Here is a 24,861-nt window from a genome sequence, read left to right as displayed (position 1 = left end):
GAGCCCTCGCGATGCTGGTGGCTCGGCGTGGTGTCGTGGGGATGAACTCGGGACCAATCTGCGGTTGACGGACGGCTGCCTGTGGACCAATCGCATCGGTGCACAGGCGCCCACATTCCATCCCCAGAAGTCGACGGTTGTCCACATGGTTATCCACAGGTGTGAATCAATGGTCGTCGGCTCCGAAATGTCATCCGATTCGGCCCAGAATCGGCGCGGAATCGACCCAGATTCGATCCGGAATCGACTGGAGATCGTGTTCGATCGACGCCCGAGTCGAACCGAGGCGGCACCGATCACCGACGAAAACGGCGACGGCGCCGACCCCCGCGATGGGAATCGGCGCCGTCGCCGTCGTTGCCGAAGGACTGTGGAGCTATCGCTTCGAGCGCTGCTTGATGCGCGCCGTCAACTCCTGGACCTGGTCGTAGACCTTGCGACGCTCGGTCATTTCCTTGCGAATCTTCTTGTCCGCGTACATCACCGTCGTGTGATCTCGGCCGAACGTCTGACCGATCTTCGGTAGTGACAGGTCGGTGAGCTCTCTGCAGAGATACATCGCGATCTGCCGGGCCATGGCCAACGCTCGGGCCTTACCCGGTCCGCACAGGTCCTCGATGGAGGTGTCGAAGTACTCCGCGGTGACGGCCATGATCGTGGCCGCGTTGATCTCCAAGCTGGACGAATCGGGAATCAGGTCACGTAGGACGACCTCGGCGAGGGTGAGGTCGAGGGCCTGTCCGTTCAACGAGGCGAATGCCGTCACGCGAATGAGGGCGCCTTCGAGCTCGCGGATGTTGCGCTCGATGCGGCTGGCGATCAGCTCCAGGACGTCGTGCGGCACGTCGAGTCGATCCATCCGAGCCTTCTTGCTCAGGATGGCGATCCGCGTCTCGAGCTCCGGTGGCTGGACGTCGGTGATCAGGCCCCACTCGAAGCGGGTACGCAGCCGCTCCTCGAGGGTCGCCAACTGTTTGGGTGGTCGGTCGGACGAGACGACGATCTGCTTGTTGGCGTTGTGCAGCGTGTTGAAGGTGTGGAAGAACTCTTCCTGGATACCTTCCTTGCCCTCGATGAACTGAATGTCGTCGACCAGCAGCACGTCGGTCTCCCGGTAGCGGCGCTTGAACGCCACCTTGCGGTCGTCACGGAGACTGTTGATGAAGTCGTTGGTGAATTCTTCGGTGGAGACGTACTTCACGCGCATGCCCGGGAACAGGCGCTGCGCGTAGTGACCGGCCGCGTGCAGCAGGTGCGTCTTGCCCAGGCCCGATGCCCCCCACACGAACAACGGGTTGTACGCCCGGGCGGGTGCTTCGGCGATGGCGACCGCGGCGGCGTGCGCGAACCGGTTGGAGGCGCCGATCACGAACGTGTCGAAGGTGTACTTCGAGTTGAGGCTGTTGGCACCCGACGACGGTGGCGTCGACTCCGGTGGTTTGGTGAAGTACGTCGGCCACGAGTTCTGGACACTGGCGAGGGCTTCCCGCTCGTCGTCCACTTCCTCGTAATCGGCGGTCTCGGAGTCCGACGGCTCGTCGTCTCTGCTGGTCAGGACGCGGCGCCGGTACGTCGGGGAACTGACGGCATCGGGATACGTCGAGCGCTCGGTTTCGAGCTTCTCGTCCTCGGGGGCGGAGATCCGAACGCCGAGACCTTCGACACCCTGTCCCAGATGACGCCCCAGGGCTCCCAGGATGGGTTCGCGCAGGTCACGTTCGATCGCTTCCTGAGCGAAGGTCGACGGGACGGCGAGCAGAGCGAAGCCCTGAGTCAACGTGAGCGGTTTGACCAGCGCGAGCCAGGCCTTCTGGCCCTTGGTCAGCGGCGACCCACTGTGTCGGTCGGACGTCAGCTCCGCGACTACCTCGGGCCAGATGCGCGCAAGCGCATCCGGATCGTCGTTCACGTCGATCCCTCCGTCGTCGAGCTTGTAGGTCTCGCCGGACTCCGACAACCGATTCGGTGCGGCGTTTCGAACCCGCGCAACCGCGTCGTCGGATAGCGTCGTCGATCGTGCGCCTCCGCGGCCGAGACAAGGGTCCTTCGGTGGACCCCGCAAGGTACGAATATGCCACCTGAACTGTGTTTCCACACAATTATCCACAGGTGTGGATAAACGACACCGATGTGAGCCCAACCGTCACCGAGTGGCGTGGTAGTACGTATACGACAGTCTGACCTGCGGCGATAGCCATTGTCAGTCGTTCGATCGCAGCAACGACCAGTTGCGCGGCGCCGCGGAACGACAGATATTGTCGACTCTTCGGCCCGTCCGAGGTCTCGTCGTCCGTGGCCTGTGTATGAATCGACGGATCGGTCGATGTCGAGCGAGTTTGACCACCGGTGACTCGATCAGTACTCTCGAACAGTCACCCAATAGCGAGGTGGCCGATGCTTGCTGGCTGCTCACAGTCTGTCTTCACTCGGATTTCTCGCTCGGGAGGCTAGCGAGTTCATCCGAACTCGCTGAGAACCTTTACAGCAGGCGCCGACAGATCGGCGTCTTCGAATCTCGAGGAGTGTTGACCGTGGCCAAGGGCAAGCGGACGTTCCAGCCGAACAATCGCCGCCGCGCGCGCGTTCATGGCTTCCGTCTTCGTATGCGTACCCGTGCGGGTCGTGCAATCGTTTCCGCACGTCGCGGCAAGGGCCGCAAAGAACTCACAGCCTGATAACCGTTCGTCCGAAGCTTGGAGCTCGGGATGCTTCCTGAGCCGAATCGGCTGCATCGCGCACGTGACTTCACCGTGGTGATGCGTCGAGGACGCCGAATGGGTAGATCGGACCTGGTCGTACACGCAGTTGCGCGTCACGAGCAGGACATCGCATCCACCGTTCATGGGCCACGTTTCGGATTGATCGTCAGCAAGGCAGTCGGGCCGGCCGTAACTCGTCATCGAGTTGCGCGCCGGCTTCGGCATATCTGTGCCGAGGTGATCGTTGGGCTCGCGGTGAACACCGACGTGGTCATTCGAGCACTTCCGGGTGCTGCGCACGCATCCTCGGCAGATCTACACGTTCAACTGCGTTCAGGTTTGAAGAAGCTCGGTCTACTCGAAGCTCCGAAGGGTCCGCCGTCATGACATTCATGGGCAACCTTCGTTCCATTCCTGCTCGAACTCTCGTCTACTGCATCGTGTTGTACCGGACCTATGTGTCCCCGATGCGGCCCCCTACCTGTCGCTTCTCCCCCACCTGCAGTGAATACGCCATCGAGGCGCTCCAGGTGCACGGGATGCCGAAGGGCTCGCTCCTGGCAGTCGTCCGCCTCCTCAAATGTGCTCCCTGGCACTCTGGAGGCTGGGACCCGGTGCCCGAACCCGGTAGGTGGCGCGCAACCGTCACCGAGCTGACCGAAACCGAAGAACACCACGATCTCCTGCGAGTGGAAGAACAGAGGAGTACATAGAGCCGTGCTCGACTTCATTTACTACCCGGTTGCCTGGATTCTCTGGGTGTGGCACAAGGTGTTCGGCTTTGTGTTCCAGGATCCCAGCAATGGCTTCGCCTGGGCATTGTCCGTCGTCTTCCTCGTCTTCACGCTCCGGCTGATCCTGTACAAGCCCTTCGTCAAGCAGGTCCGCACGACGCGGCAGATGCAGGAACTGCAGCCGCAGATCAAAGCGCTGCAGAAGAAGTACGGCAAAGACAAGCAAAAAATGGCCGTCGAGATGCAGAAGCTGCAGAAGGAACACGGCTTCAACCCACTGATGGGCTGCCTCCCCGTGCTGGCACAGGCACCCGTCTTCATCGGCCTGTTCCACGTGCTCCGTTCGTTCAACCGCACCGGTACCGGTGTGGGGCAGCTCGGCCTGAGTCCGGAAGAGAACCGCGAACTCTCGAATTATGCGTTCAGCGTTGCCGATGTGCAGTCGTTCCTGGATGCCCGCCTGTTCGGCGCTCCCATCTCGGCCTGGATCACCATGCCGCAGGATCAGCTCAACGCCTTCGCCGTCGGTCCCGACGCGACCATTCCGTCCACGTGGGTCATCGCGGCTGTGTCCATTCCGCTGATGATCATTGCGGCCGTCATGACGCACCTGAACTCGCGTGCGTCCGTGGCCCGGCAGAGCGCCGCCGCGGCCGCAAACCCGCAGTCCGCCATCATGAACAAGCTCGCCCTCTACGTGTTCCCGCTGGGTGTTCTGGTGTTCGGTGCACTGTTGCCCGTCGCCATCCTGCTCTACTGGGTCAGCAACAACACCTGGACCTACGCGCAGCAGCACCTGGTGTTCGGCAAGATCGACAAGGAAGAGGCCGCCAAGGTAGCGGCCGCCGTCGAGAAGCGCTCGGAGAATGCGCCCAAGCCAGGAGTGAAGCCGGTCTCGACGACAAAGCCCAAGCCCGGTGCTCGGCCGAAGCTCTCGAAGATGGCACCGACGGATGACGAATCCACTACCGATACTGCAAGTACCGGGACGGACTCTTCGTCAGGGTCTGCCACCCCGAGCAAACCGCGACCGCAGGCGAACAGGAACAAGTCGACCAAGCGCAAGCGGCGCTGACCGACACGTCGAGAGAAGGACGAACATGGCAGCGCACGCCGAAGAAGCACAGAACGACGAAGTACGGAACGCAGCAGCTGGGGATGGAGTGGGTGACGTGATGGTCGAGACCGATCAGGTGAGTGCCGTCGAGACGGAGTCCGACGACGAAGCTACTGTCGACGACGCCGTACAGAAGACTCCGTCGGTCCCCACGAGTGTCGATGACGCTGCGGATTCGGATGATGGTGAAGACGACGAAGACGACGAGGATTACTTGGTCGAGGAAGGCGAAATCGCCGGCGACTACCTCGAGCAGCTTCTGGACGTGCTCGACTTCGACGGAGACATCGACCTCGACGTGGAGGGTGATCGCGCGATCGTCAGCATCGACGGCGGAGACGATCTCGCCAAGCTCGTCGGTCGCAAGGGCGAGGTACTCGACGCTCTGCAGGAACTGACCCGTCTGGCTGTGCAGCAGTCGACGGGCGAGCGCAGCAAGCTGATGCTCGACGTCGCCGGGTGGCGTGCCAAGCGACGCACCGAGCTCGGGAACCTGGGTGCCGAAGCAGCACGTCGAGTACTCGAATCCGGAGAGCGTGAGGAACTGACTCCGATGACTCCGTTCGAGCGCAAGATCGTGCACGACGCAGTTGCCAAGATCGACGGCGTTGCGAGCGAAAGTACCGGCGTCGAACCCGCTCGACGGGTCGTCGTCGTCAAGGCGTAGCGACACTGTCGATAAGCGATGGCCCCCACTTCGGTGGGGGCCATCGTCGTTTGTGTCGAATGCTCAACTCGAATTGCACGGGTGTAATTCGTGCCGGGTGTCGCCGATCGTAGGGGCTCCGTGGGCGGAAAGTGAAGGGCCCAGCGGTATCGGACGCTTTCGTCACTGTGACGGGTGGTTCAGGGCGGCTCTGCCTGTGATTCCACGCGTGGACGATGTTTCACGTGAAACGAACCTTGAAGCAGATGTCGATCGAGAGGTCGAGGTGGTTCGCCCTTGTGGCGGTCATGCGCAAAGCGATCACGCGACCGGATCCCGGACCCGGTGCGTCGACGACCGATGATCGAGGAACGCCTCGCGGCTCGGCGAGGTCGAGGGTGTCAACCAACTCTTGGACCCCAGCCGATTGCGAGTAGTCGAGACCGCCCATCGTGTAAGCGCTCGGAAGCGCCTGCATAGTTCTTTCGGCATCAACGCACGTGGTTGCTCAGTTCCAAGTCCGAGGAAGGAAACAGCCGCGGTGGTACAGCGGACTATCCGACCGTCGGTTAGTTTGCCGCGGTGCGCGCTACAACGGGCACTTCGTCGCCGTGGCCCATTTCGCGACGATATGACAGGCGGGCCTCGGTGCAGCGGGCGCGCACACCGGGCTAGTTCATGACCTCGAACTCTGCTGTCGTGTCGGAAAAAGGTGTACTCCTCAATTGCCGAGACGCTATCGGATGACGACGAGGGCCGATCGACGGACGGTGGGTTGTCACCGTGCTGTGCGTGCTGCGCGAACTTCTAGAGGCATGAGGCGTAGCAGGATTCGTCTGGGTGAATTCTGTGATGACCTTGTTCTGGATTGCGACGGCGGAGTATCCAGGGGCGGCGATGATGCAGGGTGGTGTCGGATGATCATGGCTGGTTCGCCATGGCTACGTGTGGCGGCCGGCAGTTTCGTAGTCACCGTCGGTCGCGTCACGCTGAGCTTGACTCGATACACCAGCATCGGATCTCGAGTGTCTGCGAACGCAGGATCACTCATCCTGGGTGCGCCCCTGCGTCGCATCATGGACACGACGGTCGTGTAGGGAGAACCACCTCCCCCCGGGTGACTTACGAGGGGTGCGGACGCGTGTGCGTGTTTCACGTGAAACAGTCGGGTTTCTGGCCGGTCGCAACCTATCGAGACTGGGCTCGATTGGACTGATGCCGGCTCGCCCTATGCTTCCGACCCCAATTGCTCGAGGAGGGATCGACGTCGCCGCTCTCGATCGCCGTGCAGGCGTCGTCCTCGAATTGCGTCTGCGGGTGATGTGGTCCAACCGATCGGAGGCAACCGACGGTCGCCTGCGAATCTGACGTCCAGACTGATCGTCAGTAGGACCCGTTGTAGAACTTGGCGCCGATCCGGACTGACGGTCATCGAGACTACGGCGACGTCGACGGCGAACGTGACCCGCGGAGAGTCGGATCGTGTTTCACGTGAAACACGTTCGAGGGCACGATCGTGCCATCGAAGCGTCCGACGGTTTTGAATACGCTCCAGCCGATGCTCACGACATTCGGCGGGCCCGGCTTGAGGAGCAGTCCGAACCGGGCGTCGATCCTACGCCCGGTCGCCTAGTGCTCGCGACAGCCGGCGGTAGGCGGGCGCGAGGAGCAGTCCGAGCCGCGCGACATTTTCCGACAGGTCAAACGATGCCCGAAGCTGTCCGGTTGGATCCGAAAGCGTGGGTGCCAATCGCAAACGACCCCACGGCGGGTGGTCGCAAGAGCCGGTCCCAACGAGGGGCTGCGGAGTCGGCTTCGAGCTCGGTGCTGTGGGGCGGGCGGCGGTCGAGAGCGAGAGCGACGCGTAGAGGGCTCGGTCGAGGCATGATCGATTGCGGTGTTATTCGCGCGACGACTCTGCCGACTCTGTTCGACCAGAGTGTCTGTCCGGTTTCACGTGAAACAGCGGAGGGCGACGCCCGACAGCACGGAGACGGCTGTCAGAGTTACGACTCGTCTCGGCGAACTGGTTGCTCAAATCCTGGGCGGGGATGGCAGATGCATTTCACTGAACGCGGTCCCCAACGCCGTCCTCGGGTGGCCTCATTGCATCGGCGGATTGTGTGGGACCCGTGACGGCTGGTCGGGTCAATGTGCCGATTGGGGTGCGTCCCTTGGCGGGCTCGCCGAGTGTCCATATAGCAACGGTCGTATGCGGCCCGACCGAGGACGCACGACGGCGGAGGGCATAGAACAGCGATCCACTTCGCGTTCCCAGCAGGCGCTCCCGGATCGGATAGGCGACGGGAAAGGGTCCCATACCGGATGGTTCTGGCCGTACGGGTATCTCATTCACCATCGCCGGGCCGGGAAGTCCTAGGCGATATCAATTGTGCGCGAGTGCATCGGGCGCTGAGAACACCCGGGTCGGTCGCTCGAAGTACACGCAACCGTCGCCTCCCCAGCCGTCGGACCGTGGCGCGGCTTCACGTGAAACACCGGCGTACTCTGCAACGGCGAAGTGTGGGGAAGAATGGACTTTGAAATCGGAGGGGGCGCGCGGACGGCGGTCCGGGTGTGCTCGACCCATCGAATCGGGACTCCAACTCCCGGAACCTCGCGATCTCAGCAACTTACAGAGGTGTCGTTTGGCGATCCGTGCCCGAGCACGGGATGATGTTTCACGTGGAACAAGAAGCGTCGGATAGCACCGAGTTGATGGCCGTCGCCGAGCAGATGTTCGGAGATCGACTGGATCTCGCTCGGAGATATCACGAGTCCTTGGCTACCGCCGGAGTCGAACGGGGGCTGATCGGTCCGCGCGAAGTTCCGCGACTCTGGGAGCGGCATATCCTCAATTGCGCTGCGATCGGCGAGCTCATCGACGAGGGCGAGACTGTGGTCGACATCGGCAGCGGTGCCGGTCTGCCCGGTATCCCTCTTGCCATCGCTCGACCGGATCTTCGGGTGACGCTCGTCGAGCCTCTTCTTCGGAGAACCGTCTATCTGGCCGAGTTCATCGACGAGCACGATCTGAACGTGTTGGTCGTACGTGGGCGGGCCGAGCAGCCCGGCGTGAAGAAGGAAGCCGGCGGCGCGGATGTCGTCACGTCGAGGGCTGTGGCCCCGCTGGAGAAGCTCGCCAAATGGTCTCTCCCCCTCGTTCACGAACGCGGCCGGATGCTCGCGCTGAAGGGTTCCAGCGCGAGTGAAGAGATCGAACGCGACAGGACTTCCCTCACCCGTATGGGTGCTGGCAAGCTGGAGGTCGTGGAGTGCGGTGTCGGTCTTCTCCCGACACCCACCATCGTCGTCAGGGCAGTCCGTGAGCCGCGGCGGCTCAGTCGCCACTGATGATCGATTGCGGGAATCGCCCCGCGCCGTTTGTATCGAACGTAGAACACATTCAGTTCCGCACTAAGGAGCACATATGTCGGGTGGGTCGGATCCCGCTGTTTCACGTGAAACAGAGTCCAAGAAGAAGTCGTCGAACGCAGCCGCCAACAAGGCGGGGGTGACGAGTGGCTTCGAGTACACCAACTCGATTTCGACCGACGACACCCCGATCGGGGCCGCCGCGCACCGGGCCAGTCAGGTCCTTCACCCGGGATCGGTGACGCTGCCCAAGCCGGCGAAGCGCCGCATGCTGACGATTGCGAATCAGAAGGGTGGCGTCGGCAAGACCACGACGGCGGTCAACCTCGCAGCCGCACTCGCGCTCCAGGGCCTGACGGTCTTGGTGGTGGATCTGGACCCTCAGGGCAACGCCAGCACGGCACTGGGCGTCGAACATCATTCCGGTGTGCCGTCGAGCTACGAGGTGCTCATCGGCGAAGTGAAGGCCAAAGACGCGATCCAGCAGAGTCCGCACAGTGAGCGGTTGTTCTGCATCCCGGCAACGATCGACCTCGCGGGCGCGGAGATCGAGTTGGTCTCGATGGTGGCCCGGGAAGGACGCCTCAAGACGGCGTTGTCGGTCGAGGAATTGGCCGGACTCGACGCCGATTTCATCCTCATCGACTGCCCACCGTCACTCGGTCTGCTGACAGTCAATGCCCTTGTGGCGGCCACCGAGGTGCTGATTCCCATTCAATGCGAGTACTACGCACTGGAGGGTGTGGGGCAGCTGCTTCGGAATATCGAGTTGGTTCAGTCCCATCTCAATCCTGAATTGCACGTCTCGACCGTCATCCTCACGATGTACGACGGCCGCACCAAACTGGCCGATCAGGTCGCCGAGGAAGTGCGCAAGCACTTCGGTGATGCCGTGCTACGTGCCGTGATTCCGCGCAGTGTGAAGGTCTCCGAGGCACCCGGGTACGGCATGACGGTGTTGGATTACGACCCGGGCTCGCGTGGAGCAATGAGTTACTTGGACGCCGGACGAGAGCTCGCTGCTCGCTCGGCCGGCATCGACGCACGAAAGAAGTAGGACATGAGTCAAGCACGTAAGGGCGGTCTGGGGCGCGGACTCGCGTCGCTCATCCCCACGGGCCCCGATGCCGGACCGCGCCTCGGTAATGCAGCAGCCGACGTCATCATCGGTGCCGACCGCAACGCCAAGGACAAGCCGGACACGTCGACGAAGCCCAAGCGGGCAGCGGCGTCCGACGACACCACAGAGACCGCAACGGCACCCACTCCGACGCCGCCGGTGCTGAACGGGGACGACCTCTCCCCCGTCGGTGCCGTGTATCGGGAGATCTCGCCGGACCGAATCGAGGCGAATCCCAAGCAGCCGAGGCACGTCTTCGACGACGAATCCCTTGCCGAACTGGTGCACTCGATTCGCGAATTCGGTCTCATGCAGCCGATCGTGGTGCGCCTCGTATCCGGTTCTGCAGCTGCAGGAGATGCCAAGTATCAACTCGTCATGGGCGAGCGGCGGTGGCGCGCGAGCCAGGAAGCGGGCCTGGAGAAGATCCCCGCGATCGTCCGGGAAACCGCAGACGACGCAATGCTGCGCGACGCACTGCTCGAAAACATCCATCGCGTGCAGCTCAATCCCCTCGAAGAGGCGGCCGCATATCAGCAGCTCCTCGAAGAATTCGATGTCACGCACGAGGAGCTCGCGGCCAAGATCGGACGGTCACGCCCCGTCGTGACCAACATGATCCGTCTGCTGAAGCTGCCGATTCCGGTACAGAGACGTGTCGCAGCCGGTGTTCTGTCGGCGGGACATGCACGCGCGCTGCTGTCGTTGGACGCGGGATCGGATGCACAGGAATCGTTGGCTGCGCGCATCGTGGCCGAGGGTCTCTCGGTTCGAGCGACGGAAGAAGCCGTCACTCTCGCCAATCGCGAGGACGGTAAGTCCCCCGAACCGGCGGCGAAGCGCAAGCCGATCCAGATGCCGGGCCTTCAGGATGTGGCCGATCGCCTCTCGGATTCGTTCGATACGAGGGTGACAGTGAGTCTGGGTAAGCGAAAGGGCAAGATCGTCGTCGAATTCGGGTCGGTCGACGACCTTCAGAGAATCGTCGAGATGATGGAAGCTCAGAAGAAAAAGTAGCCGCGTTTTTTCAGGACCAGTCATACCAGGGCGTAACGTCACTGTGACGTATATCGACGACGAGTGGTCCCGAAAACGGCAAGATGGATCGAAAACTATTGTGATGCACTAGGTTTCGAGGATCTTCCCCGATCACCAGGTAGCGCGACCCCGTCGCCTATCCTGGTCGAGGAGAGAATCGGCTCCCCACCGAGAATCGAGCGGTGGAACGACTGCACGGAGGCTGAGGTACGCGGTGTCGGCGATGGTGACCGGAGTGACCCTCGGCTCGTTCGAACATCTGCCGGCACATTCTCGGCGGTGTAGCTTCTGGGTCCTCGATCCCACGTCCGACGGCGCGGCAGTGGACCTCGAATTCGAGAACGAGGTGTGGCTGTCGACGATCATGCTGGAGTGGGGATCGTGCGGACAGCTGTTGTCCGTGGACGGCGACACGATCGGGTGTGCGCTGTACTGCCCGCCCCGCGCAGTTCCTCGGGCGTCGACCTTCCCTACTTCGCCCGTCAGTCCCGACGCGGTCCTACTGACCCAGCTTCGTATCGATTCCCCGGCCGATGCGGATCTGCATTCGGCAACCCTGATTCGGGCCGTGGTCGGCGATCTCGTCAATCGTGGTGTTCGTGCCTTGGAGGCCTTCGGCATTCGCCACAATGCGGACGACGCGTCGCCGGCAATTCCCAACGCGACGGCACATGCGACGTGCTCGGCTGCGACATGCATGATCGACGCCGACTTTCTGGAGAAGGTCGGCTTCGAGGTGGTGGCGCCGCATCACAGGTTCCCGAGACTCCGCCTCGAATTGGATCGCGATCACGGGTGGAAGCAGGACGTCGAATCGGCGCTCGAGCAATTGCTGGTGGCGGCGAGTATCTCGGTGGTCGACATCGAACAGAAGTCGACGGTCGGAGCTCGCTGAACGACGGGCTCCGACCGGTGGCGCGGGGGCGCCGTCGATCAGGGACGGTCGGCGGCTGCGAGTTCCTCGGCCAGTAGTTCAGCGAACGTGAACGTGCCGGTCGGTTGGTCGTCCTGACCCAGGAGGTACAACCGCTTGACGGCGATCAGGATTGCTTCGGCAATGATGTCGCGGAATCGCGGATCGCTCAGTACTTCGACGTCGGATTCGTTGGTGAGGTAGCCGAGGTCTATCTGGATGGTCGGCATGTTGGTGAGCCGCAACAGATCCCACGTGCGACCGTGACTGCGGCAATCGAGAAGTGGTGTGCGAGCAACGATTTCGCGTTGCACGTAGCTGGTGAGGACCTGGCCGATCATCGAGGTGGATCCGTGCGAGTTACCGAAGTGGAAGCTGGCCACTCCATTGGCCACAGGACTGGTGCTCGATGCGCAGCGCAGCGAGATCATCAGATCTGCGCCCCAGGCGTTGGCGGTCTCGGCGCGGTCGGCCACCGACGGGTTGGTGCCCCGTGCACGAGAGAGGAACGTTTCCATTCCGGTCGCCGCCATTCGGCCTTCGAGACGACTGGCCAGATCCCACAGAATTTCCGATTCGGAGACGCGTCCGAATGTGCCGTCGACGATGCGGCCGGTGTCGGCACCACCGAGATCGGGGTCGATGACGATTCGCTTACCCGTCAACTGTGGGCCGGATTTGCGTACGAGTTCTTCCTCGCTCATCGCGTGGGGCGATCCACCGGTGACGCGGGTTCCGAGGAGGTCGAGCGAACGCAGTGTCGCCGGGCCGCAGATACCGTCGGGTGCCAGACCGATCTCGCGTTGAAAAGACGACAGGCCCTCGTGCGTCTTCGGACCGAAGAAGCCGTCGACGCGCTCGTTGTAGAAACCGAGGTCCTGCAGGCGTGTCTGCAGGGTAGCGACGTCGTCGCCGTACAGCGGAGCGGACAGCTGGTAGATCAGCGTGCGGGCGCCGAGGTGGTAGGACGCTTCTTTGAGGGCACGGTACGTGGCCGGTCCGACGACACCGTCGACCAGTAGGCCGCGATGCTGCTGGAACGCGCGCACGGCACCGTCGAGGGCCCGGTCGAACACCGATCCTGGGGCCGTCCAGTGGCCGTCGTCCATCGGGCCGGGCGGAACCACGGCCTCGTGGAGGAAACCGAGTGCCGAGAGAGTGCCGCGGACCTCGGCGACGGCGGGTCCGGAATCGCCGTGACTGAGCTCCTGCATCCTGGAAAAACCCTCTCGATCGTCCTGACGGTCAACACGCACTTCGATGCGCTGATGTGCCGACGCAAGCATCGGCACATCAGATGATTGTCGCAGAAAGACAGGCTTCTGCGGCAATCCACACCAAGCGTGGGTGAGTCAGATAACGCCTTCGAGGTCCTTGAGCAGCGCGGCCTTGCCCTTTGCGCCGACGATCTGCTTGACCGGCTTGCCACCCTGGAACAGGATCAGCGTCGGGATGGACATGACCTTGAAGTCCCGAGCCGCCTGCGGGTTGGCGTCGATGTCGAGCTTGGCGATGGTCAGCTTGTCCTTGTGCTCGGCGGCGATCTCCTCGAGCACGGGAGCAACCATCTTGCACGGGCCGCACCAGGTGGCCCAGAAGTCGACCAGAACGGGCTTCTCGCTGGTCAGAACGTCGTCGACGAACGACGCGTCGGTGATGGTGACTGTGCTCTTGTCGTCGGACATGTGTATCTCCTCGGTGTGGGTCTGCAAACAGGTGGTGGGGCTACCGGTCAGGCGTTGACGGCGTCGACCGGCTGATCGGCGTGCTCGAGTGTGTTGGTGGTGATGTCGCCCTGCTCGGCCAGCCAACGCTCGGCGTCGATGGATGCGGTGCAGCCGGTACCCGCAGCGGTGATGGCCTGCTGGTAGACGTGATCGACGAGGTCGCCTGCAGCGAACACGCCTTCGACCGAGGTGGCCGACGTGGGCGATGCGACCTTGACGTAGCCGGCATCGTCGAGTTCGACCTGGCCCTTGACCAGCTCGTTGCGAGGATCGTGGCCGATCGCCACGAACATCCCGGTGACGTCCAGAGTCGTCTTCTCGCCGGTGACTGCATGTTCCAGAGACAGGCCGGTGACGCTGGTGTCGCCGAGCACTTCGAGAACCTTGGTGTCGGTGAGGAAACGAATCTTGTCGTTCTTCTTGGCGCGCTCGAGCATGATGCGCGACGCACGGAACTCGCTGCGGCGGTGCACGATCGTCACGCTGCGGGCGAAGCGCGTGAGGAAGGTTGCCTCTTCCATTGCCGAGTCGCCGCCGCCGATGACGGCGATGTCCTGGTCGCGGAAGAAGAACCCGTCGCAGGTGGCGCATGCGCTGACGCCGCGTCCGAGGAGCTTCTCCTCACCGGGAATGGAGAGGTACCGAGCGGCTGCGCCCATCGCGAGAATGATCGCGCGAGCACGGTAGGTCTCGCCGCCCGCCGAGACGGTCTTGATCGGCCCGGTCAACTCGAGCTCCTCGACGTCCTCGGTGCGGATGTCGGCACCGAAACGTTGCGCCTGCTCGCGCATCTGCTCCATCAGATCGGGGCCCATGATGCCCTCTCGGAAACCGGGGAAGTTCTCGACCTCGGTCGTCGTCATCAAGGCACCGCCGAACTGGGTTCCCTCGAACAGGATGGGCTCCAGCTCAGCGCGGGCCGCGTAGACACCGGCGGTGTATCCGGCCGGTCCCGAGCCGACGATGATGAGATCGTGAACCTTGGGGGTACTCAATGCAGACCTTCCGATCTTGTGCGGCGTGTTCTTGGCGTCGACGCGAAAGTGCACTGAGCACTGCCTATCGACGTACATCTGGTCAACACCACCCTAGAGGCAGTTGTTCCCCGGTGAGAGATGTGTCAGCCGATATCGCGACGCGTGAGGACATCGGGATTGCCGCCGCGGCAATCGTTGCCCACTGCCAGAGCGATGAACTTCGCCGGCCCGGCCCCGGCGAGGACGAGGAGAGTTCCCTGTCGGCCGTCGATTCGAACCTGACTGGATCCGAGAACGGCGGCGGCGGGGTCCACGCCGTTGGCGTCGAGACACGCGGCCAGGTCTGCCGGATCCGACAGGCTGCCGGAGTCTCGTTTACCGATGACGGTGAACGCGACGTTCGAGTCGAGATCGGTGGAATCGAGAACGAGGGACGAGTCGGGTGGCGTGGTCCCCGGCTCGGCTACGACGGGATCCGACGTGCCCGGGCTGTGCAGGACGGCGGCGAAGGTGACCGAACCACCCGCGAGAAGTGCTGCAGCAGCGGCGATTCCGACGATCATGTGCCGGCGTGTACGCTCGCTACGTGGAGGTCTGCGAAGCGGAAGGACATCGGCGGTACGGTCCGCCGACTCTGTGTCGGCCAGGGTCTCGAGGGTGCGATCGATCTGCCGGGCGACGTCGGCGGGAACGGGCATCGTGCCGTTCGGATCCTCGCCCAAGTCGTGCAGCCGAGCGGTGACGGTGTCCAGTGTCGCCAGTATTCGCATCGCCTCGGCGTCGGCACGCACCAACGGCCACAGCCGACTGCTGACGTCCTCGGGTAGAGCATCTGCATGCAGATCGGCCAGCAACTCGGGTGAGAACGGGGCACCGGGTAGAGCGTCGGTGTTCGACGACACGTTCCTACCTCCCTTCGCCGAGTCTTCTTTCCCTCTCACACGGTTTAGACGCGAGGGGTCTAGATTCGGTTCCCTGCGTCCTTGAGGTATGCGAGCTGCGTCGACAACTTGAGTCTGCCGCGAGCGCATCGACTCTTCACGGTACCGGTGGGAACCCCCAGCAACGCTGCGGCGTCGGCCACGGAGTAGCCCTCCATGTCCACGACGACCACCGCCGCTCGCTGGTCGGGCGGCAGCGTCATCAGGGCCTGTCGGACGAGGATGCTGGTCTCGGATTCGGAGATTCGGTCCCGAGGCGACACCGGCTCGTGACTCTCGTTCTCGCTCAACGGAACCGACGGACGTGCCTTGTTTCGGCGAATGCGATCGAGGCACGCGTTGACGACGATCTTGTGCAACCAACTGCGGACTGCAGCGTCCGCGCGAAACGACCCGGCCGTTCGATGCGCGGAGAGCAACGCCTCCTGCAACGCGTCGGATGCGTCCTCGGGTGTGTAGCTCGTGCGGCGTGCCGTGAGCCACAGGTGTTCCTGATGGCGATGGATCAACGTGGCGAATGCGGTCGGCTCACCGGCTGCATGAGCAGCCAACAATTCCGCATCCGTGCGCTCCCCCAGCGCCGAATCGATACGTTCGGTCATACGAAAACGGCTCCCCCCGTGTTAACGCATTGGGGGGAGCCTAGGCCATCGATACCGCGAAGTACGAAACGAACGCGATTTGCCTCTGTATCGCCGGTTTTACGTGTCGAAACCGATCCCGGAGATCGAGGTAGCGATGCGGCCACCCTGCTCTCCGAGGGTGGTGATCCACACCAGGACGTTGCCGGTGGGTTCGGTGCCGTCGAGTGCGATGTCGGTGCGGCCGTTCTGCAGAGTGGCTTCACCGAGCAGCGTGGTGTCGCCGAGGCTCGGGGAATCGTTGGGAGCGGACCTGATCTCGACGACCGTTCCCGGCGACGTCGATTCGATCCACGCGTTCTTCAGCGTGGACGACGGGATGGTGACGAGCAGTCCGACACCGTTCTTCAACGCCGGGAACTGCTGGAAGTAGGAGTCGGTGGTCCACGCCGTGCTGGGGTTGTTGTCGATCACGTTCGATGCCGTGCCCGGGTTGTCTGCAGACCCCTGTGGGGAGAAGACGCTGACATCGCTCATCGCGACGGGCCCACCTGTCGGTGCCGGGGGCGCAGCGGTGTCGCCGGCCGGCGGTGCGGCAGCCGGGGTCGTCAGTCCGAACTCCTGGCTGTCCAGCGGCGCATCGGTGTTGTCGCCCGCGATGGAGGTGAACAACCAATAGCCGGCGAACGCCAGAATCAGCACCGTCAGAGCGCCGAGAACGGCGATGGCGATGTTGGTTCGCGTCGACTTCGCCTTCTCTGCGGCCAGCTCTTCTGGGTCTGCGAGCGAGTGACCGCTGGCTCCCGGGGCACGCTGGCCCAGTCGCAGTGCCGGCATCAGGTCGGTCTTGTCGTTGACCACCGCGGCCTGATCGAGAACGTGCTGCACCGTCGCGGCGGTGCGAATGCCACTGTTCTGCTCGAGCGCTCGTACCGCGACGGCAGAGATCTCGAACGGAACGTCGGGGCGAATTTCGCGAGGCTCGCGCGGCGCACCCTTGTCGTCCCGATCGGCCGGACGCATGCCGCCGACGCTGCGCAGGGATGCCGCGTCACCGGGGACGACGGCTTCTCCGGTGGTGTCCGACAACGGCCAGCGTGCAGTGATCAGGGCGTAGAGCATGGCACCGAGACCACGGACGTCCGAACTGGAGTCGGCGTCCGCCAGAGTCGCGGGAAACGCCAGGACGGCGTTGCCGCTGGTACTGATGCGTACACGATCGGGGTGGTCGATCGACAGTGCGCCGCCGCTTCGGTGCGCAGCCTCGGCCGCGGCGGCCAGGACCTTGATCGCACGAGCGGCCCCGGTGGGGGCAGGAACCGTATCGGCCATCTCGCGCAGCGAGCGACCGGGAGTCCACTCGGCGACGACGATGCCGCCGGAGCTACCGCGCACCACGTCGAGCACCCGGGCGAGGCCGGGAGAGTTGATCCGACCGAGGCGCAGCGTCCGGGACAGGATTGCCTGCGGGCCCTGGGTGCGGTCGTTGGGTGACGCGGTGGACTGCTGATCGGCGTCGACGAACGTCAACGCGACCTCACGGTCGAGCTTGACGTCGTGGGCCTGCCAGAACTTGAGCCCGCGAGCTCCACCGTGCGGTGCCAACAGGCGGTAGCGTCCCCCGGCCACCGAAGCGCCGGGAATCAGCGTCGGTCCGCGAAGGGTGCGCCCGGGGGCGTCCGCGGGGGCCTGGTCCTCGGCTGGTTTTTCGGCAGCTTTGTCCGTCGTCGGCTTCGGTGCTACTGGTGTGTCGACTGCAGCTGACTTCTTCGTCGCCTCCACCGGTGTGCTGTCGGTCTTCGGCTCGGCCTTGCTCGCGTCGTCGACCGGCAGCTTCGCCTTCGAGATGGAGACGGTCTTGTCCGACGGCTTGGCGGCCAGCGCTGCCTTGGAGATCGCGATCGTCTGATCCTTGGGAGCGGACGCTGTGGTTTCCTTCTTCTCGGTGGCCTCGGCACTCGATGCTGCCGCCGACTCAGGCGTGCTGGGTGTGCTCGGCTTCTCCGAAGAATCAGGTGCTTTCGGGTCCGCTGTCTTCGACTCGGGTGCTTTCGACTCGGGTGCTTTCGACGACGCAGCAGACTCGGCCTTCACGGGCTCGGTGCGGTCCTGGGTGTCGACTTCGACTCCGCCGCTCGTTCGGTCGGCTTCGTTTGCTGGAGACTGTGCCGGCCCCCCAGCAACATCGTCGTCGGTCACTGTTACTCCTTCAGGCGAATATGCCCCGTGTTGTTCTTCAAGCGGTCGACCTGCAGGGGCGTCTGCCCCCGGGTGCCGTTGACCAGGGTACGGGAGTCGATCCCGCGCAGTGTCCCATGTGGGCTCGGTTCGAATAACAGGAATCACGCTGGTTTCCGCGGCAGCCGGATCCGGCACCGAACCGGACGTCGCAGGCTCGGGCGGGGCCGACCGTCCGAGGACCCGGCGGACGAGCCGGCTCAACGCGACGGTGACGGCCAGTACTTCGGGAATCTTGCCGAACCACAGGATGGAGAACGTGATGCCGAGCATGATGACGGCGTCCATCGCGACGCGCACGAAGTTGCCGATCCAGCCGTTCGCCATGGCGTCGAATCCGACGATCCGGTCGATGGCGAGCATGGCTGCGCCGCCGGCCAGCGAGGCGATGAGAACCAGCCAGACAGTCTTCCCGACGTTGGCCATCCGCAGGTTGCCGAGGCTCTTGTGCAGCAGGTATCCGCCGATGACGGCACCTGCGGTGTAGCCGAGGCCGGTCGCGGTACCGAGGAGCAGTACCACTTGTTCCGGATCGGTTGCGACGATCGGGGCGAGCAACGACAGGCCGATCTTGACGGCGGTGATGCCGAGGACGATCCAGGTGGGCGTCCAGGCCTGCTCGCGGGCGTAGAACACGCGCAGGTGGATCAGGACCAGCGCGTACGGGATAAGGGAGAACGCCGACCAGCTCACGGCCTCACCCAGCCGGTTGGCGTCGGGCGCAAACTTGCCGAACCCGTACAGCGCCTCGCCCACCCACGGCCCCGCGAACGTCAGGAACACGACGATCGGGACCATCGCGACCATCGTCAGCCGAGTGGCGACGGAGAGATCGTCGACGACCGAGGGCGTGTCACCGTTGGCGGCATTACGACTGAGTCGGGGCATGATCGCCGTCAGAACCGTGACGCCGAGAATGCCGTACGGCAACTGCAGCACGATCCAGGCCTGGGAATAGATCGTGGGGCTCGCGTCGTCGGCTCCCGACGAGATGTTGGTGGCGACGATCAGACCGATTTGACTGATGACGACGTAGAGCACGATTGCGGCCGCCATCGCGCCGAACTTCTTCAGGCGCGCGTCGAACCCCCAGAGTGGGCGCAGGTCGATCTTCTCGCGGCGAAGCGCAGGGATCAGCGCCAGTACCTGCGTGATGACACCGGTGGTGACGCCGAGGCCGATGATCAACAGCTGCGGGTTCGTCATGTCGACCGGGTTGACGGTGATCTCACCCGGCATCAGGAAGTAGATGCCGAACACCGCAAGAACCACGAGGTTGTTGAACACCGGTGCCCACGCACCGGGTTTGAAGTTCTGTCGGGTGTTGAGCACCGCGGTGAGCAAGCCGGAGAGCCCGTAGAACATCAGCGCCGGCAACACCAGATAGGTGAAGGCAATGGTCAGGTCCTCGTTGACCTTCGGATCACCGTTGAGCATCAGACGCGCCAGCAGCGGCGCAGCGATGGTTGCGGCCAACGCCACGGTGCCGAGCAGCGCGACCGCAATGGTGAACAGGCGTCGGACGAAGTCACGTCCGCCGTCGGCGTCCTCTTGTTCTGCGCGTACCAGGACAGGAACGACGATCGCTCCGAGGACGGCACCGAGCACCAGCTCGGAGATCATGTTCGGGAGAATCGTCGAGACGGTGAACGCACTGGCAAGGCCGGCACCCAGGGTGGCCGTCATGGCTACTTGCTTGGCGAATCCGGTGATCCGGCTGACGAGGGTCGCCACCGCAATGGAACCGGAGGCGGCCAGCAACGACTTCTGAGGTCTGGGTTCGGGCTGCGGTGGTGACTCGTTGCCGCCCGGTGGTGTCTGCGGCGGAGGACTGTTTCCCGATGGCGCGGCGGGTGGGTAGTCCTCGTCCCGGAATCGTGGGATGAGCTGAGTTGCGGAGTCGTCCGCTGCCGGTTGACCGTCGAGCGGGGGCGGTGCCGGATAGGAACGCATCTCCGGTCGTGGTTGCCGCTCCCAGGGGGCGGGGCGTGGGGGCGTCGTGCGCCGGAACACCTGCGCTGCGGGCATGCGTGACCGGGGCAGGTCGCCGTCGTACGGCACATTGCCTGTCATGGTCTCTCGTACCCTTCGTCGGCCGGGTCGGGTTGTCCTCGGAATCGGTGCCAGAGTCGTCGGCCTGCAAGCAACAGTAGGAGCGCGCCGGCGCAGGCGGTAATTATCGCGAGAGCTTGACCGTATGCGTTCGATCGAACCGACACCGTCGATACCTCGCCGAGCCGGGTGCCGTCGAGGGTGGTGACGGAGAAGTCGACCGACAGATTGCGTTTGTCGTCCACCTCGGCGGGCACGGTGATGGTTCGCGATCCGCGCGCCGGAAGTTGGGTCACACCGACGTCGCTGATCGTCATCTCCGGTGGTGCGTCCACTCGGAGGAGCACGTTGACCGGCACCGGTAGGTCGTTGCGGGCCACGAGCAGCAGCGGACTCTGCTCGGAGGCGAGTGTGTAGACGCCGCCCGGGGCCAGCACGGTCACCGATCCGTAGACGGTGTCGAGTCCGACGCGGGTCGCGGTGAGACGGGTGCGTGCCATGGCCGCGGCGTCCTCGCCTTCGGCGCTGGCGCGACCCGCGGTCGACAGGGCGCGGAGCATGTCCTCTCGCAGCGGGGCGGTGTACAGGCGCGGAGTCAGTGCGGACTGGGGATCCTCGACCAGCGACTGCGCCAGGGTGTCCACGCGTGCGCTCTGCGTTCGGACCGTGTCGATGGCGGACGCATCGAGATCGGTCGGCACATCGATGCTGGTCACCGGGATTCCGGTGGGGGGCTCGGTGATCAGGCCGGGCAGCGGACGAGGCGTCGCCAGGCCCGAACGCAACAGCGAGGACACCGTCGACAGGATTGCCGACGGTTCGTCTCCTCCCGCGGTCCAGTACTGCGGCGGTGCGACGGTCACCGTGCGGCCGGGTCGATCGGCACCGACGAGGGCGTGGAAATTGATGGCGCCGAGGGCGTCCTGCAGCCGTGCGGTGCGGGAGTCGGTGCCCAGGTCGAAGCGTTGATTCGCCGGGGTCAAGGCCGGGGTCGACGGGGTCGTCCCGACGCCGGCCAGTGCCGCGGTGGTCGCCGAGTCGTAGTGGGTGGCGGCCAAGGCACCCGTCGGATCGGCGGCGGTCGGCGCGGTGTCGGTGGACACCAGCAGAGATGTCGGCGACGACGTGGGTGGGCTGATGCTGTTGTCGGCGACGAGGACGGTCCCGGTTCCCGACGATCTCAGCGCGTCCGCAGCGCCTGCGTCGACGCCGCCGGTGGCACTCCAGGTGAAACCGCGTAACGAGCTGATGCCGAGGATGCCGTCGACGATGTCGGCCGGGGCGGCGACAGCGCTGCTGAGCAGCGAGGAATCACCGATGTCGGCGACGGCGGCGAGGTCGGCCTGAGCGAACGGCAGGGCCGTCACGCACGTGTTCGACGCCAGTGCCTCGAGCCGTGTCAACCACTGGGCTGCGGCCCCGCTGCCGGAGCCCTCCCGCGCGGAGCTGGCCGGATCGGCCGGGTTGTCGACGACGAGGTAGCCGCGGGTCATGTTCGAGACGGTGACCAGCAGGTCGGGATCGATGCCGATGCACAGGCTCGACGCCAGTTTGCCGTCGGGATCGAGACCGGGCTGCGTCGCGAATTCCAGGGCTTTGAGCAGGGTATCGAGGCGACCACCAGCGGCGAGCTGGCTCGCCAGGTCGTCGTCGATCAAACGCACTCGATCGTCGATGGAACCGGGGATTCCGGCTGCGAGACGGGGAATGTCGGCGAGTGGCCACAACACCGTCATCGCTACGGGATTCCGGGTGTTGGGGGGTAGCGGCATCGCGTCAGGCGCTGCGGGGTCGAGCTGACCGGGATTCCGCGGCAGTCCCACGACGGGTAGCAGGAAGCGGGCGTCGTCGAGTCGAGCCGTCCCGCCGTACTCGGGGGTGCCGTTGACGTTGAGAAGTAGGGGGTAAACGCCGGGAGCGTCGATCCCGAGTGAGGGCTCGGTACTGCTTCGTAGCTGCATCGACAGATCGAACTGGCGGCTCTGGTCCTTTTCCAGCGACTCCGCGACCGTGACGAAAGTCCCGACGCGGTCGAACCTTTCCTGGTCGAGGGTGAGCGAGGTCCGCAGACCGGACGTCGTGTCGATGGCCGCCGCACCCTGTAGGCGAACGCTGACGTCGTCGACGCGTCGATCGCCGGTGTTCTTCACTGTCGCGCGAACCGTGACGAACGGATCGCTGCTGGTGGTGACCGTCGAGGGGGCGACCGTGTCGATGCTCAGCGTCAGGAACGGATCGCCGGCCTGCGTCATCGGGGTATCGGGAACGGCGCTGGTCGTGCCGCTGGTGTCTCCGGCGGAATCTGGTTGCGCCGCGGCAGTAGGGAGCTTTTGGGGTACCAGTGCTGCGGTGCCGACGGCCGGCGCTGCAGCGAGGAAAAACGAGGTCAATGCGGCGGCAGCGACCTTCCGGGCCCGCACGATCACTTCCCGCCGGGCGTGGGTGCGTTCGTGTCGCCGCCGGTTGTCTGCTCGCCGTTCATGTCCTCGATGAGTCTGGTGGCGATGGCGGCGAGTTTGCGTTCGTCGGCGTAGGCGAGTCGGGACGGCAGTTCGCTCAGCGGTACCCAGGCGACTTCGGTGACCTCGAGATCCTCGTCGGACAGTTCACCGCCCAGGAAGCGGAGGAGATAGTGGTGAACGGTCTTGTGGACTCGGCGGCCTTCGGTGACGAACCAGTAGTCGATGCTTCCCAGCGACGCCAGCACGGTGCCGCGGATGCCGGTTTCCTCGGCGACCTCGCGCATGGCCGTCTGCTCGGCGGTTTCGCCCTGCTCGATGTGTCCTTTGGGCAGGGACCAGAGCAGGCGTCCGCGCCGGTCGGTGCGGCCGATCAGGGCTGCGCAGCGGGTGGCAGGCGGGCCGTCGAGGCCGTCGACCACCAGGCCTCCGGCAGAGGTTTCTCGGACGGTCCGCAGCTTGGGTGCTTCGGTGTCGGCGCGTGCTTGACGCCGCCGCGGGTTGCGGCGGCTCCTGTTCGCACGTTCGGCAGCAGACACCCGATCCATACTAGTTGCCTCGGCGCCCCGCTCCGGCTTGCCGCACCGTGGCCGATGGCCGAGACGATCCGGTCGATACTGCGCCAGTAGGCTCTTCCACCGTGGCCGATCAGTCCCTGTCTTCCGTTTCCCCCGAGCACGCCGATGCGCGCCGGGAAAGGTTGCTGGCTGCAGCTGCGGTGACGTTGCGTGAACTCGCGCCGGTATTGACCCCGCTGGGCGCGTTGTTCGCCGCCGCGGGCCACGAGCTCTACCTCGTCGGTGGGTCCGTTCGGGACGCGGTTCTCGGTCGTTTGGGAACCGATCTGGATTTCACCACCGACGCCAGGCCGGAGGTCGTTCAGACGCTGCTGTCCGGGTGGGCGGACCATCAGTGGGATACGGGCATCGCGTTCGGAACGATCAGTGCGGCGAAGGACGGCCAGCAGATCGAGATCACGACGTTCCGCACCGATTCGTACGACCAGGTCTCGCGTAACCCCGAGGTGCAGTACGGCAGCAGCCTCGAAGAAGATCTCGTTCGACGCGATTTCACCGTCAACGCCATGGCCGTGCGGTTGGGTGCGGACGGCGTGCAGGAGTTCGTCGATCCGCTCGGCGGCATGGACGCGTTGCTCGAGGGCGTTCTCGATACCCCGTCGGCACCGGAAACGTCGTTCGGTGACGATCCGCTGCGGATGCTGCGCGCGGCTCGATTCGTGTCGCAACTCGGTTTCTCGTTGTTGCCGCGGGTGCACAGCGCCATCGTCGACATGGCCGATCAGATCGACCGCATCACCGCCGAGCGCATTCAGGTGGAGCTGGACAAGCTGATTCTCGGTGCCCACCCGATCGAGGGCATCGACGTGATGTGCGAGACCGGTCTGGCGCAGCGCATCATTCCCGAGGTGCCGAACATGAAGCTCGAAATCGACGAGCATCATCAGCACAAGGACGTGTACTGGCATTCGTTGACCGTTCTGAAGCAGGCCATCGATCTCGAGGACGGCGACCCCGATCTCGTATTGCGTTGGGCCGCACTGCTGCACGACATCGGCAAGCCCGATACCAAACGTAACGAGCCCGGCGGCGGCGTCAGCTTTCACCACCACGAGGTCGTCGGGGCCAAGATGGTGCGAAAGCGTATGCGCGCGTTGAAGTATTCGAAGAAGATGATCGAGGACGTCTCGCATCTGGTGTTCCTGCATCTGCGATTCCACGGGTACGGCAAGGGTCAGTGGACCGACTCGGCGGTGCGTCGCTACGCCACCGATGCCGGCGAGCTACTGCCCAAGTTGCACAAGCTGGTTCGAGCAGATTCGACCACCAGGAACAAGCGTCGAGCGGCTGCCCTGCAAGCCACCTACGACGATCTCGAAGAGCGCATCGCCCGCATCGCCGAGCAAGAGGACCTGGCGCGGGTTCGTCCCGACCTCGACGGCAACGCGATCATGGAGCTGCTCGGTATCCCCGCCGGTCCCGACGTGGGCAAGGCCTGGAAATACCTGAAGGAACTGCGCCTCGATCGGGGACCGCTCTCACGTGAGGACGCCGAAGCTGCGCTGCTCGAGTGGTGGCCGACGCAGTAGCGCGTCCCGCGCACGTGCGCGGAACTTCGTAGCCCACTACGGGCGGATTCGAGCGGTGGTTGCAACGTGCCTGATCATTAGGGATGTTTGCGATGGTTCACCCGGGTTTCTCACATCAGGTTCGGATGACGTTCTGG

The 24,861-nt window shown here is 64.2% G+C and carries 20 protein-coding genes; 11 read left to right on the top strand and 9 right to left on the bottom strand.

Annotated elements, in window-relative coordinates; translation table 11 throughout:
- Positions 1-376: 376 nt before the first annotated feature.
- On the bottom strand, positions 377-1,909 hold the full coding sequence (dnaA, locus tag ASH04_RS06910; RefSeq protein WP_027495001.1) for a chromosomal replication initiator protein DnaA: 1,533 nt from the start codon (positions 1,907-1,909) through the stop codon (positions 377-379).
- A 622-nt stretch (positions 1,910-2,531) separates the two neighbouring features.
- Between dnaA and rpmH the strand changes: the two genes are divergently transcribed.
- The 10 genes from rpmH (at position 2,532) to ASH04_RS06860 (ending at position 11,624) form a co-directional block, all read left to right on the top strand.
- Positions 2,532-2,675, top strand: a complete 144-nt coding sequence (gene rpmH / locus ASH04_RS06905) for a 50S ribosomal protein L34 (RefSeq protein ID WP_026347786.1) — start codon at positions 2,532-2,534, stop codon at positions 2,673-2,675.
- A 30-nt stretch (positions 2,676-2,705) separates the two neighbouring features.
- Positions 2,706-3,086 carry a ribonuclease P protein component gene (gene rnpA, locus ASH04_RS06900; RefSeq protein WP_057473148.1) on the top strand — a complete coding sequence of 127 codons (381 nt, stop codon included), beginning with the start codon at positions 2,706-2,708 and terminating at the stop codon, positions 3,084-3,086.
- On the top strand, positions 3,083-3,412 hold the full coding sequence (yidD, locus tag ASH04_RS06895) for a membrane protein insertion efficiency factor YidD (protein WP_027495003.1): 330 nt from the start codon (positions 3,083-3,085) through the stop codon (positions 3,410-3,412). Before rnpA ends, yidD begins: the two co-directional genes overlap by 4 nt.
- 4 nt (positions 3,413-3,416) lie before the next feature.
- Positions 3,417-4,508 (top strand): membrane protein insertase YidC, encoded by a 1,092-nt coding sequence (gene yidC, locus ASH04_RS06890; protein ID WP_032385250.1) that lies wholly within the window; start codon positions 3,417-3,419, stop codon positions 4,506-4,508.
- Positions 4,509-4,533: 25 nt separating this feature from the next.
- The gene (locus tag ASH04_RS06885) at positions 4,534-5,217 is read left to right on the top strand and encodes a Jag family protein (protein ID WP_032385249.1); all 684 of its coding nucleotides are present in this window, start codon (positions 4,534-4,536) and stop codon (positions 5,215-5,217) included.
- A 902-nt stretch (positions 5,218-6,119) separates the two neighbouring features.
- A complete protein-coding gene (locus ASH04_RS26455) occupies positions 6,120-6,293 on the top strand; it encodes a hypothetical protein (protein ID WP_156394497.1) in 174 nt (57 codons plus the stop codon).
- Between the two features lie 1,579 nt (positions 6,294-7,872).
- Positions 7,873-8,550, top strand: coding sequence for a 16S rRNA (guanine(527)-N(7))-methyltransferase RsmG (gene rsmG / locus ASH04_RS06875; protein ID WP_032371601.1), 678 nt, complete (start codon positions 7,873-7,875; stop codon positions 8,548-8,550).
- Between the two features lie 76 nt (positions 8,551-8,626).
- Positions 8,627-9,628, top strand: coding sequence for a ParA family protein (locus tag ASH04_RS06870; RefSeq protein WP_027495008.1), 1,002 nt, complete (start codon positions 8,627-8,629; stop codon positions 9,626-9,628).
- Positions 9,629-9,631: 3 nt separating this feature from the next.
- On the top strand, positions 9,632-10,708 hold the full coding sequence (locus ASH04_RS06865; RefSeq protein ID WP_048318998.1) for a ParB/RepB/Spo0J family partition protein: 1,077 nt from the start codon (positions 9,632-9,634) through the stop codon (positions 10,706-10,708).
- 235 nt (positions 10,709-10,943) lie between these two features.
- Positions 10,944-11,624, top strand: a complete 681-nt coding sequence (locus ASH04_RS06860; RefSeq protein WP_057473146.1) for a hypothetical protein — start codon at positions 10,944-10,946, stop codon at positions 11,622-11,624.
- 38 nt (positions 11,625-11,662) lie between these two features.
- On the opposite strand, the gene ASH04_RS06855 is transcribed toward ASH04_RS06860, so the two are convergent.
- From ASH04_RS06855 to ASH04_RS06820, 8 genes are all read right to left on the bottom strand, one after another.
- Positions 11,663-12,856: an N-acetylmuramoyl-L-alanine amidase gene (locus ASH04_RS06855; protein ID WP_032371397.1), complete on the bottom strand. Its 1,194-nt coding sequence runs from the start codon at positions 12,854-12,856 to the stop codon at positions 11,663-11,665.
- A 138-nt stretch (positions 12,857-12,994) separates the two neighbouring features.
- Positions 12,995-13,327 (bottom strand): thioredoxin, encoded by a 333-nt coding sequence (gene trxA / locus ASH04_RS06850; protein WP_008711582.1) that lies wholly within the window; start codon positions 13,325-13,327, stop codon positions 12,995-12,997.
- A gap of 47 nt (positions 13,328-13,374) precedes the next feature.
- The gene (gene trxB, locus ASH04_RS06845; RefSeq protein WP_032373578.1) at positions 13,375-14,364 is read right to left on the bottom strand and encodes a thioredoxin-disulfide reductase; all 990 of its coding nucleotides are present in this window, start codon (positions 14,362-14,364) and stop codon (positions 13,375-13,377) included.
- A 125-nt stretch (positions 14,365-14,489) separates the two neighbouring features.
- Positions 14,490-15,248 carry a hypothetical protein gene (locus ASH04_RS06840; RefSeq protein ID WP_057473145.1) on the bottom strand — a complete coding sequence of 253 codons (759 nt, stop codon included), beginning with the start codon at positions 15,246-15,248 and terminating at the stop codon, positions 14,490-14,492.
- A 59-nt stretch (positions 15,249-15,307) separates the two neighbouring features.
- Positions 15,308-15,889, bottom strand: a complete 582-nt coding sequence (gene sigM, locus ASH04_RS06835) for an RNA polymerase sigma factor SigM (protein WP_045841535.1) — start codon at positions 15,887-15,889, stop codon at positions 15,308-15,310.
- A gap of 99 nt (positions 15,890-15,988) precedes the next feature.
- Complete coding sequence (murJ, locus tag ASH04_RS06830) at positions 15,989-20,179, bottom strand: murein biosynthesis integral membrane protein MurJ (RefSeq protein WP_057473144.1); 4,191 nt, start codon at positions 20,177-20,179, stop codon at positions 15,989-15,991.
- A complete protein-coding gene (locus ASH04_RS06825) occupies positions 20,176-22,578 on the bottom strand; it encodes a DUF6049 family protein (RefSeq protein ID WP_235579955.1) in 2,403 nt (800 codons plus the stop codon). The genes murJ and ASH04_RS06825 overlap by 4 nt, the downstream gene beginning before the upstream one ends.
- A 2-nt stretch (positions 22,579-22,580) precedes the next feature.
- Positions 22,581-23,156 (bottom strand): NUDIX hydrolase, encoded by a 576-nt coding sequence (locus ASH04_RS06820; protein WP_032373580.1) that lies wholly within the window; start codon positions 23,154-23,156, stop codon positions 22,581-22,583.
- 101 nt (positions 23,157-23,257) lie between these two features.
- On the opposite strand from ASH04_RS06820, the gene ASH04_RS06815 reads away from it, so the two are divergent.
- Positions 23,258-24,724: a CCA tRNA nucleotidyltransferase gene (locus ASH04_RS06815; protein WP_032371394.1), complete on the top strand. Its 1,467-nt coding sequence runs from the start codon at positions 23,258-23,260 to the stop codon at positions 24,722-24,724.
- Positions 24,725-24,861 lie beyond the last annotated feature (137 nt).

The sequence above is a fragment of the Rhodococcus sp. Leaf233 genome, from assembly GCF_001426165.1.
Lineage (GTDB): Bacteria > Actinomycetota > Actinomycetes > Mycobacteriales > Mycobacteriaceae > Rhodococcoides > Rhodococcoides fascians.
Note: the sequence above shows the minus strand (reverse complement) of the source record. Positions and strands in the feature narration are given on the sequence as shown.